The sequence below is a fragment of the Sporosarcina pasadenensis genome (assembly GCF_047228845.1).
Classification (GTDB): Bacteria; Bacillota; Bacilli; order Bacillales_A; family Planococcaceae; genus Sporosarcina.
This window is the reverse complement of sequence record NZ_JBFEGM010000014.1, coordinates 52,591-64,135: the sequence shown is the minus strand read 5'-3', so window position 1 is coordinate 64,135 and position 11,545 is coordinate 52,591. Positions and strand designations below refer to the sequence as shown.

Below are 11,545 nucleotides of genomic sequence, written 5' to 3'. Positions count from 1 at the left end.
CTTTGGGCGCGGGACACCTCTCTTTGGGCGCGGGACACCTCTCTTTGGGCGCGGGACACCTCTCTTTGGGCGCGGGACACCTCTCTTTGGGCGCGGGACGCCTCACTTTGGGCGCTGCCGGGTTTTGCGGAGGTCAGCGACTGCCTGGGCTCTTCGTGACGCGATTCCAAAATAAAAAACTGACGAGCCTCAAATGAGGTCGTCAGCACGGTTATTAGTCAATGATGAGATTGGGGTCGTTTTTGTTCGCGATGCCTAACTCGAAGGAATTCGATTTGTCCGTGAGCAATAGGTATTTTAAGCCGTCATGGTCGAAAGTTGTTTCAGTGTAATCCCCCTGTTCATTCGGGTCTTTCAATCCGAGTCCGTCCATGATCAGTTTCGCATCATCATCCGTTACATTACCGACGGTTTTAATGATGACATTAACGAGGTCGAAAGCGGTTTGACGGGGTTCGAATCCTTCGACTTGAAGCAGGAATGCTTTTAGTTCGTCCTCGTCCATTGTCGCTAAGCCACCGAGTCGGAGGTTGTCATGCAATTTAATTGTCGCCGTTTGCGTCCCGTCATCATGATCTACCCATTCAAATTCTTCAATTTTATAGTCCAAGCCTTGCGCGGCGGCTTGCTCATTGAACTTGTCTTTGAATTCATCCATCGTCAAGCCGATTGTTTTGTCGTTTTGTAGAACTCTCCCGGCTGCCGCCTCATTGCCTGCTTCCTCTTCTTCGGCATTCGAGTCAGCGCCTTCCGCCTCGTCCGTTGTCACCTCAGTGCCATTCCCGGAAGTTGAATCAGTCGAATCATCGCTCTTGTCATTCCCACAAGCGGCAAGACCCAAAACGAGCATAATCGTGAAAATGAGTAGGTGCAGCCTTTTCTCCACGTTACCATCTCTCCTATTCTTCATAAAACCAGTTCTATGTACCCTGCACCATTCTCTTCTATTACCTTCATGAATTGCAAGCAAACTTCCGTCAATCCACACAAAAAAGGGACTGCTAAGCAGCAGTCCCTAGTCCCTGTCGTTCATTCCAATTCCAATTGCTTTGTTTCGGTTCCGAGGAGCAGAACCGCCAGGACGCCGATGATGATGGCTCCACAGAAGATCGCGAAAATGAAACCGAAGCCGTAGCCTGAGGTTAACAAGGAGCCGATGAGCAACGGACCGAAGATGCCGCCGATTCTGCCGACCGCTGCCGCCATGCCTGAGCCAGTCGCCCGGACGGCAGTCGGGTATTGCTCCGGCGAATAGGCGTATAGCGCCCCCCATGCCCCTAAGTTGAAGAATGAAAGGAGAGCACCCGAAATGAGAAGCATCGTTAGCGAGTCCGCATTCCCGAACATAAGCGCACTCGCCGCTGTTCCGATCAAGTACGTTGCAAGCACGAACTTTCGCCCTGCCCTCTCAATGAGCCAGGCAGCCGTGAAGTAGCCCGGCAATTGCGCTAGTGTCATAATGAGCACGTATTTGAAGCTGTGGATCATGTCGAACCCTTTCATGACCATGACGCTCGGCAGCCAGAGGAACATGCCGTAATAGGAGAACACGACAGTGAACCAGACGATCCAAAGCATTGTCGTCCTGCGTGCGTACGGCTTGGACCAGATAAGCTTCAATTTGTCGCCGAAGGATTGCTTCGGTTCCCCTTCCCTTTCGAATTTCGGGGAATCGGGCAAGTTCCGTCGTAAGTAGATGGCGTAAAATGCAGGGAGTGCTGTCAGGATGAGCGCAATCCTCCACCCGTATTCCGGGATAATGAAGTACGCCAGCAACGCTGCAATGAGCCAACCTGCCGCCCAAAAGCTTTCCAAAAGAACGACAACGCGTCCGCGTTCTTTTGCGGATACGCTTTCCGACACGAGCGTCGAAGCGACCGGAAGCTCCCCTCCGAGACCCGCCCCTACGAAAAAGCGCAAGATAAGGAAGAGAGTCAATGTCGTCGTCAGTGCCGATAATCCGCTCGCCAATGAGAAGAGAACGAGCGTAATCATGAATACATTCTTCCTTCCGATTCGGTCTGCGAGCAAACCGAAGCCGAATGCCCCGATTGCCATGCCGATCGAGTTCATGCTCCCGATCCAGCCCATTTCTGTCGTGGACAAATGCCATTCGACCGAGATGGCTGCAATGACAAACGATAGGATGCCGACATCCATCGCATCGAACATCCAGCCTGTCCCGGAAATTGCGAGTAATTTATTGCGGGAAATTCCGCCTGTTTGTTTGTTCAAAGTCAGTCTGCCCTTCGTTGTATGATTTGGTGTCTTGACACTTGTCATTATACTCCCGGGCAACCGATTATCACAAGAACTTTTTTATTTAATATTCATTTGCCCGTCAATCATGCGTGCATGAACCCCTAATGTATCCGTGTCAATATGATGAACCGCGTCTCCGATCCAAATCTCAGTACCGCATCGTGCAAGACCGATCGAGATTGTCCCGTCACTTTCCGTCTTAATGACCGTCTTCACACCTTTTTTGGATCCCGTCTCTTGAATGGACACCTTTTCACCGCCGAAGATGACGCCGCCACGGCAGCAGCCTTCAATGGACACTTGCTTTTTTGCAGTGACGGAACAATTGTAAAGCCCGGAATCCGTCACTTCAATGTTTCCGTTGCATGACAGAATACTGTTGATGGCATACGGAAGCTTCAGCAATGAGTCCCCGATTTCCCTTGCCGAATATCGCTCAACTAGCGCGTGGGCCTCCTTAAGAAGCGTTGAAAACTCCTCCGCATTCTTGACGACCGTCATCGATGTGTCCGTAAAGACGTTATACAATTTCTCGATGACCGGTTCCCATTCAGGCGATAAGTCGGCGGAATGATTTTTCGCTCTTTGAGTGAATTCGCTGTTTTCATATTGAAAATCCAAGTATTCCTCTTTTAGAATAACCCGTACTAGATCTTTCAATTCACTGGCATTCACTTCTTCCGGCAGCACGCCCCGTACTTGGATGATTTGAAGAATCATTTCGTTGATTCTGTCCAAATAAGAAAGAATTCCGCTCAGTTGCTCTGCCAGCTCTTCTTCCAACATTTCTAGCATTCCGACCGTAATGGAGGATGAGAGGACGTTCCCTTCGATGATGGCGGATGTTCCTGCCTCAATGGTCGCTTTCCGTACAGCCCCGTGAATGAAAATCTTTCCTGCCGCTCCGACGAACATCGAGCTTTCAACGTCCTGCCCTATGCGGACATCCCCATCGTATTGTATATTCCCACTTCTCACGTCGACATTTCCGTCATGAAAGAATTCATTGACCATCTGAGCCTTCACTGTCACGGGCTTCACCATACGTTTATCACCTCGAGTCTTATTATTTTTCATCATAGCAAAAAAAGGCCTGTTCACCCAATAAGTGAACAAACCTTTTTAAATCAAAGTCCCGCTTGAACCTCTTCGATCATCTCTTTCATGGACAGCAATCCGCCGCCAGAAAGGTACCAGTACTCCCCGTTCAAGTAGATGATTTTATTGTTTTTATACGCATTAGTCTTTTTCACAAGATCATTTTCAATGGAGTCTTTCGCGCTCGCACCGTTGCCGATTGCGGCGTCACGGTCGATGACGAATAGGACGTCCGGGTTTTTCTCAACGATGTATTCAAACGTAATGTTTTGGCCGTGCGTGGAGATTTCGATTTTCTCATCCGCCGCTTTATAGCCTAATAGGTCGTGGACCAATCCAAAACGTGAATTCGGACCGTATGCACTCACTTTGCCTTCGCTTGCTAGTATAACGAGCGCTTTTGAACCTGCGGAGGATGCTTTTTCATGAATATCAGCGATTTTCCCATCGATATCAGCAAGCTCGGACTTCACTTCGTCTTCCTTGCCGAAGATGTCCCCGATCATTTCAGCATTATGTTTGAATGAATCCATATAATGCGCATAGTCCAATCCAACGTAAATCGTCGGAGCAATTTCAGCAAATTGATCGTAAAGATCAGCTTGGCGTGATGAAATGAAGATAACGTCAGGTTTCATTGCGTGAAGCGCTTCAAAATCCGGCTCTTTCAAGCTTCCAAGGTTCACATATTTATCATCATCGTATTTTGAAAGATATCCCGGCACGTTCGCTCTTGGCAATCCTGCCACTTCAATTCCGAGAGCATCCATCGTGTCAAGCGTACCGAAGTCGAATACGACTACTTTCTTAGGATTTTTCGGTACTTCTACAGCCGTATCGCTCAACTCATGCTCGATGGAAACGGTTTCGCTTGCTTCATTTGTGTCGGATCCTGATGTTTTCCCTGCTTCTTTCTCTTTTGTACCACATGCCGCAAGTACAATCATAAGAGCTGCCAGCAGTAGCGTCATTGTAAGTTTCTTCATTTATACCATCCTTTGTTTTAAGAGTTAAAATACACGCAAATCCGGCAATTATTCATTTGCTTAATCGGAATATCCATATCGTAAATTTCTTTCAATGCATCCGAATTGATAATATCATTCGTCGGTCCATCCTTGACGACACGGCCATTTTTCAATGCAACGATGCGGTCGGAATAGACGGACGCGAAGTTAATATCGTGAAGGACAATGACGACAGTCTTTCCGAGATCATCGACCAATCTTCGCAAAATCTTCATTATTTGGACGGAATGTTTCATATCCAAATTATTCAACGGTTCATCCAACAGAATATAATCTGTATCCTGGGCAATGACCATTGCGATGAATGCCCGCTGGCGTTGGCCGCCCGACAGTTCATCCATATAATCATTCTGCATTTCCATCAAGCCCATATACTCCATCGCCTGTTCGATGATCCGCAGATCTTCCGCGTTGAGCTTCCCTCTGGAATACGGGAATCGTCCAAACGAAACCAATTCACGGACTGTCAAACGGACATTCATGAAATTGGATTGCTTGAGAATGGAGACGCGCTTTGAAAATTCATTGGACTTCATCTTATGGACATGGTCATCATCCACTAGCACTTCGCCAGTGTCGGCATCAAGCAGGCGGCTTACCATTGAAAGCAGCGTCGACTTCCCCGCACCGTTCGGGCCGATGAATGAGGTGATCTTTCCACGATGGATATTGACGTTCACCTTTTCAACGACCGCTTTTTTCCCATAGAACTTTGACAACTCACGGACTTGGATCATGTGGATCGACTCTCCCTTAATAGTAGATAGATGAAATATACACCGCCGACAAAGTTGATAATGACACTTAGCGTCGTCGAGAACGTGAAGACGCGTTCCACGACCCATTGTCCCCCGACGAGTGCAATGATGCTCATGACGGAAGCGCCCGCAATAAGAACTGAATGCTTATATGTTTTGAAAAATTGATAGGCTAAATTTGCAACGATCAATCCGAAGAATGTAATTGGACCGACGAGTGCCGTCGATACGGAAATCAAAATCGCAGATATGACTAACATCAACTTGACGACCCGGTCATACGAAACACCAAGGTTGATTGCCGTGTCCCTGCCGAGCGTCAGCACATCGAGATCATTAAATGATTTCCAACCGATTATGAATGTGAGAACGACAATTCCGAGTGCCCACCAAACCAATTCCCCGCTCACATTGTTGAAGCTCGCGAACATCTTATCCTGCACCCGCAAAAATTCATTCGGGTCGATGAGAACTTGCAGGAACGTCGATATGCTTCCGAAAAACGTCCCGACGATAATTCCGACAAGCAACAGGAAGTAAATGGGCTGGCCCCCCCTCTTAAAGAGGAACCGGTACAAAATGAGCGCGAAAACGATCATTGTGGAAACGGATAAAATGAAATTAACATGTCGGTTTACAATCGTAATATGGTCTGAGCCTAGGAAGAATATGACCGCCGTCTGAAGTAACAAATACAAGGAATCCAAACCCATTATGCTCGGCGTCAAAATTCGATTATGCGTAATCGTCTGGAATATGACCGTAGAATACGCAATTGCAACTCCAGTCAATGCCATCGCAATCACTTTGATGCTTCGGCGAGGAAGTGCATAGTCAAAACTTCCATTCAAATCGTGGAATAAATACAAAGCACAGAATAGAGCTGCCAATACAGACAAGATGATCAATTTAGTAGAATCACGCATACGCCTTCCTCCTAAACAGCAAGTAGAGGAAGATACCGCTTCCGATGACACCGACCATCAGACTAATTGAAATCTCATAAGGGTAGATGAGAACCCTGCCTAAAATATCACAAACCAGGAGGAAGATCGCACCTAACAAAGCGGTGTGCGGCAATGTTCTCCTCAAATGATCTCCGTGGAAAATCGATACGATGTTCGGAATGATCAAGCCGAGGAACGGAATCATCCCGACCGTCAAAATGACAGTCGTCGTAACAAGAGCCACTAAGATGAGGCCGATATTCACAATCCGCTTATACGCTAGGCCCAAGTTTTTCGAGAAATCCTCACCCATACCGGCAACCGTAAAGCGATTCGCATACAAATAAGTGATGATTAGCACAGGGATGCTTATGTATAGGAGCTCATATCGCCCTTTCATGATCATCGAAAAGTCACCTTGCAACCACGCGGACATGTTTTGGATAACGTTCGACTTATACGCGAAGAACGTCGTGATCGATGATAAGATGTTTCCGAACATGAGGCCTACGAGCGGAATGAAAATCGCGTCCTTGAACTTGATCCGATCGAGGATCTGCATGAACAGCAACGTCCCTGCTAGCGCGAAAGCGAATGCCACAATCATCTTCTCGATCGTCGATGCATTGGTGAACAATAACATCGACACTAAAATGCCTAACCGGGTGGCATCCAATGTCCCTGCAGTTGTCGGCGAAACGAATTTGTTCCGGCTCAGTTGCTGCATAATCAGACCTGCAATGCTCATCCCTCCCCCTGCGAGTAAAATTGCCACAAGTCTCGGCACGCGGCTGATCAGGAAAATCTCCGTTTCCTCCGATCCGAAATCGAGGAGGTCCAGCGGTTTAATTGAGCTCACCCCAACGAATAACGAGAGGAATGAGAGTAATAATAGTGCAATGAACAAATAACGTTTCTTCATGAAGAAAGAACTCCGATATCGAATATTTTCTCTAACTGAGAATCTCACAAGTGAAAACGATTATCAATTAGCTACAAATCCAATTATAGCAGTAATGAAATGAGTGTCAACTGATAATTGAAAATGATTATCAGTTAGTTTTGAAGGAGTTGATGGATAGCTTTGAACAAGTAGGAATCGTGCGGGGATTAACAATTGCGGCATGATTTTACGGGTTTACATCGTTGATTTTTTCAAGTGACAACAAAAAAACGACCCGTAACAGCTACTTTCAACTGTTACAGGCCGCTTGCGTATCTTACTCTTGATCTTGACCTTGTTGCATCATTTCTTCCAAATCAACCGCTTCGTCGATCACTTCTTGAGGAACGACGATTTCATCAATCTCGTTGATTTTGGACAGGACAGATTTCATTTTTTGAACGATGCGCATTTCTTCATTTTCGACTTTCATCGTCATATCCATGTCTAAATCGAATGCATTCGTGTAGAACGTTTCCTTGTCGATGTACATAACAACTTCAAGGCTTTTCACGTCCATATTGTTCAACATCTCAGCATCTTCCTCAGTCATTTCCAAGTCCGAAGGAAGAGCCGAACCCATCAATTCTTTCATAAGACCGCTGAATTTGTCGCCCGAAGCAGATAGCGTCAAGATGTACTCATCGTCTGTCTGTTCGAATTTGAAATCATCCTTGAATTCATTGAACATCTTCATATCCAATGTTGGATCTGTTTCGCCGCCCATTTCCGCCATCATGTCATCGTACATATCTTTAGGCATCTTAATCCATTGACCAGCTTGAGGATCATTCATAAAGAAACCTGATTCATTCATGTACATCTCCAAATCGGCTTTGCCATGCTCACCCATGTCCATCTTCATGTTTTGGTGCATCGCCAACGGCTCGACAATAATGTCCATGTCCATTTTGATTTTCGATTTCATTTCAAGTTCTTGACTTGGTATCGAGATTTTTTGGTCAATATCCATAACCGCATGCATACTCTTTTGCTCTGCTGACACTTCCATCGCTTTGCTATATACTTCTTGCGCCGTCATTTCACTCTTGTTTTCAAGCTCTACCTCTTCACCGGTTTCTGCATCTTTTTTCGGCTCTGCGGCAGACCCACAAGCAGCCAAACCTAGTGCTAGAACACCGACACCGAGACCCTTTAACCATTTTTTCATCAGTTTATCTTCCTCTCTTTGTTTCTCTATATGCTACATCTAATCATACGGCATAAAAGGAAAAGGGTTCCACCATTTTGGTAAATTCCTATAATTTGAATCTTTCCTACCACAAGAATCCTCTATGCCTTTCCTCACCCGCAATAACTTTTTGCTTCTGATGCTTAACATGTCCCTTTGCAATGAATTCCGCTATAATAACGGAGATAACAGAAAGGACATCATACTATGTTGAAAAAATTCTTTTCTTATTATAAGCCGCATAAAAGGCTTTTCATAATCGACTTTTCGAGCGCCATACTCGTCGCACTGCTCGAGCTGGCGTTTCCGATGGCCGTCCAATGGTTCATCGACACATTGTTGCCTTCCAAGGATTGGGGGATGATCGTTACGACGAGTGCCCTATTGTTGCTGGTCTACTTGCTAAGCACATTCCTTCAATACATCGTCAGTTATTTAGGACATAAGCTCGGTATCAATATTGAGACGGATATGAGACAGGAGCTGTTCAATCATGTCCATCGACAGTCTTTCCGATTCTTCGACAATACAAAAACAGGCCATATTATGAGCCGGATTACAAATGACCTGTTCGACATCGGAGAGCTTGCCCACCACGGACCTGAAGATGCTTTCATTGCGGTAATGACGATGATTGGGGCTTTCATTCTCATGTTCTCCATTAATCCCGAACTAGCCCTCATTGCAATTTGCATGGTGCCACTTCTCATTGTGCTCGTGACATTCTGCAACATTAAAATGAATGCAGCGTGGCAGAACATGTATGGGAAAATCGCTGATGTCAATGCGCGTGTCGAAGATTCGGTGTCTGGTGCGCGGGTTGTCAAATCGTTCACGAATGAGGACTTCGAAATTTCACGATTCAAAAAAGACAACGGTAGTTTCAGACTGGCCAAGCTCGTCGCCTATAAGGTCATGGCGTGGACGCATTCGAGCATGTATATGATGACGAGGCTTGTAACATTGATCGTCCTTGTCGTTGGCGCATGGTTTACATACAACGGCACCTTGAAGCCAGGGGAGCTTGTCGCATTCATTCTTTTCGTTAATGTTCTTATTAAGCCTGTCGACAAAATCAGCGCATTGCTTGAGTTGTATCCGAAAGGAATGGCAGGTTTCCGCAGATTTCGCGAGTTGATTGAACAGGAACCAGAAATTAAAGATCGGCCGGGTGCGATGGCTGTCAGTCATTTAAATGGGGACATCCTTTTCGATGACGTTCATTTCCAATACGATGACAATAAAAACGTATTGAGCGGCATCGACTTATCGATAAAATCTGGTGAGACGATTGCATTCGTCGGCCCATCCGGTGCCGGTAAAACGACAATTTGTTCCCTTATTCCCCGGTTTTACGACGTCGATTCCGGTGCGATTTCAATCGACGGCATCGATATCCGCAACATGACGCAGCAATCTTTGCGTTCACAGATCGGAATTGTGCAGCAAGACGTCTTTTTATTCACAGGGACAATCAAGGAAAACATCGCGTACGGAAATTTGGATGCAACCGATGAAGAAGTTATGGCCGCTGCTAAAAAAGCGCATTTGGAGGAGTTCATCGCTTCACTTCCTGACGGTTACGAGACGCAGATCGGTGAGCGAGGATTGAAATTATCAGGCGGCCAGAAGCAACGGCTAGCGATTGCGCGCATGTTCCTGAAAAATCCTCCGATCCTCATTTTGGATGAAGCGACGTCCGCGTTGGATACGGAAACGGAGCGGATCATCCAGCAGTCATTGAACGAGTTGGCTGAAAACCGGACAACTCTCATCATTGCACACCGATTGGCGACAATCCGGGATGCAGACCGTGTCATCGTCGTTACGGAAGACGGAATTGCGGAAGATGGGAAATACGATGAGTTAGTGCGTAAGGGCGGCATTTTTGCCCGCCTGCATAATATTCAATTCCAAGAGGTTTAACATTGTAAGAATCGGGGATACTAGTAACATCCCACCCCCTTTCTCTTTATAGATAAAAACTGCACCGCCGACTTTCGAGTCGCGGTGCAGTTTTTTCGTTACACAGTTTAATGGCTAATGATGAACTCCTCAAACTTTTCCCTTTCGGAACCATCCATTTCAACAGTCATCAGCGTGCCCTCTTCCTCATATTCCGTCTTCTTCACATTCGCCCTGTCATTCAAATAGGACACGACATCTCCGCGATCGAACGGAACGAGCAATTTACAAGTGATGTATTGTTCAAAGATCTTTTTCTTGATTAAATCTAGCAGTTCGTCCAATCCTTCCGCCTCTTTTGCTGAAATCCAGACGCTATCCGCATTCTCTCTTGGATAAGGGACTCCTGCGAGATCAGCTTTATTGTAGACGTTGATGGTCGTAATATTCTCGACGCCGACATCTTGCAACGTCTCATTCGTCACTTCCATCATATAACGGTATTCGGGATTGGATACGTCAACGACATGCAGAAGAAGATCGGCTCCGCGTGCTTCTTCCAAAGTGGAGCGGAAAGCTTTGATCAAGTGATGTGGCAGCTTCGAAACGAAGCCGACCGTATCCGTCAGAAGGAACTCCTTATTGTCGGGAAGCTTCAAATGGCGCACCGAAGTGTCGAGCGTCGCAAAAAGCATATTTTCTTCATATACTTGCTTTGCATGTTCATCGTCAATTTTCCGGAGCAACCCATTCATCAACGTCGACTTGCCGGCATTCGTATACCCGACAATCGAAACGACCGGGATGCCGCTTTTCTTCCTTTGCTTCCGCTGTGTATCGCGCCGGTCACGTACATGCTCTAGATCCCTCCGTAGCTTCGAAATCTGGTCTTCGATTTTCCGGCGATCGAGCTCAAGCTTCGTCTCCCCGGCCCCCTTGTTTTGGAAGCCTCCGCCCGTTCCGCCCCCTTGCCTGCTCAAAGAGGCACGCAATCCGACGAGTCGAGGAAGCGTATATTGGAGCTGGGCCAACTCAACTTGCATACGCGCTTCATGTGTTCGAGCACGTCTCGCAAAAATATCGAGGATGAGCATCGTCCGGTCGATGACCTTCACTTGAAGCTCCATTTCCAAGTTGCGGATTTGGGACGGGGAAAGCTCATCATTGAAAATGATCAGATTTGCATCCGTCTCCTCGTAAAACCGTTTGATTTCTGCAATCTTCCCTTTGCCGACATATGTGGTCGGATGCCTGCGCTCCAAATTTTGCGTTACAGTGCCAACGACGTTCACATCGATGGCTTCCGCCAAGTTCTTCAATTCTTCCATTTCATATTCAAAATGCTCATCGTTCTGTTCCTGCACTCCGACAAGAACCGCATATTCCACTAAAATTTCCAATAAGTAATTCCC

General features: G+C 46.6%; 11 protein-coding genes. 2 read left to right on the top strand and 9 right to left on the bottom strand.

What is annotated here, in order from left to right:
• Positions 1 to 197: hypothetical protein (locus tag AB1K89_RS16105; RefSeq protein WP_413055723.1), on the top strand; the 197-nt coding region annotated here is incomplete at its 5' end.
• 17 nt (positions 198 to 214) lie between these two features.
• Here AB1K89_RS16105 and AB1K89_RS16100 read toward each other — a convergent pair.
• From AB1K89_RS16100 to AB1K89_RS16065, 8 genes are all read right to left on the bottom strand, one after another.
• Positions 215 to 886, bottom strand: a complete 672-nt coding sequence (locus AB1K89_RS16100) for a hypothetical protein (protein ID WP_413055722.1) — start codon at positions 884 to 886, stop codon at positions 215 to 217.
• 143 nt (positions 887 to 1,029) lie between these two features.
• The gene (locus tag AB1K89_RS16095; RefSeq protein ID WP_413055727.1) at positions 1,030 to 2,172 is read right to left on the bottom strand and encodes an MFS transporter; all 1,143 of its coding nucleotides are present in this window, start codon (positions 2,170 to 2,172) and stop codon (positions 1,030 to 1,032) included.
• A 147-nt stretch (positions 2,173 to 2,319) separates the two neighbouring features.
• A complete protein-coding gene (locus AB1K89_RS16090) occupies positions 2,320 to 3,306 on the bottom strand; it encodes a FapA family protein (protein WP_413055721.1) in 987 nt (328 codons plus the stop codon).
• 83 nt (positions 3,307 to 3,389) lie between these two features.
• Complete coding sequence (locus tag AB1K89_RS16085) at positions 3,390 to 4,346, bottom strand: siderophore ABC transporter substrate-binding protein (protein ID WP_413055720.1); 957 nt, start codon at positions 4,344 to 4,346, stop codon at positions 3,390 to 3,392.
• Positions 4,347 to 4,363: 17 nt separating this feature from the next.
• Complete coding sequence (locus AB1K89_RS16080) at positions 4,364 to 5,125, bottom strand: iron ABC transporter ATP-binding protein (RefSeq protein ID WP_413055719.1); 762 nt, start codon at positions 5,123 to 5,125, stop codon at positions 4,364 to 4,366.
• Positions 5,122 to 6,072, bottom strand: a complete 951-nt coding sequence (locus tag AB1K89_RS16075) for an iron chelate uptake ABC transporter family permease subunit (protein WP_413055718.1) — start codon at positions 6,070 to 6,072, stop codon at positions 5,122 to 5,124. Before AB1K89_RS16075 ends, AB1K89_RS16080 begins: the two co-directional genes overlap by 4 nt.
• A complete protein-coding gene (locus AB1K89_RS16070) occupies positions 6,065 to 7,015 on the bottom strand; it encodes an ABC transporter permease (protein WP_413055717.1) in 951 nt (316 codons plus the stop codon). The genes AB1K89_RS16075 and AB1K89_RS16070 overlap by 8 nt, the downstream gene beginning before the upstream one ends.
• A 298-nt stretch (positions 7,016 to 7,313) precedes the next feature.
• Positions 7,314 to 8,207 (bottom strand): DUF6612 family protein, encoded by an 894-nt coding sequence (locus AB1K89_RS16065; protein ID WP_413055716.1) that lies wholly within the window; start codon positions 8,205 to 8,207, stop codon positions 7,314 to 7,316.
• Positions 8,208 to 8,435: 228 nt separating this feature from the next.
• Here AB1K89_RS16065 and AB1K89_RS16060 point away from each other — a divergent pair, with 228 nt between their 5' ends.
• On the top strand, positions 8,436 to 10,154 hold the full coding sequence (locus AB1K89_RS16060) for an ABC transporter ATP-binding protein (RefSeq protein ID WP_413055715.1): 1,719 nt from the start codon (positions 8,436 to 8,438) through the stop codon (positions 10,152 to 10,154).
• Between the two features lie 107 nt (positions 10,155 to 10,261).
• On the opposite strand, the gene hflX is transcribed toward AB1K89_RS16060, so the two are convergent.
• Complete coding sequence (gene hflX / locus AB1K89_RS16055; protein ID WP_413055714.1) at positions 10,262 to 11,533, bottom strand: GTPase HflX; 1,272 nt, start codon at positions 11,531 to 11,533, stop codon at positions 10,262 to 10,264.
• Positions 11,534 to 11,545: the final 12 nt, after the last annotated feature.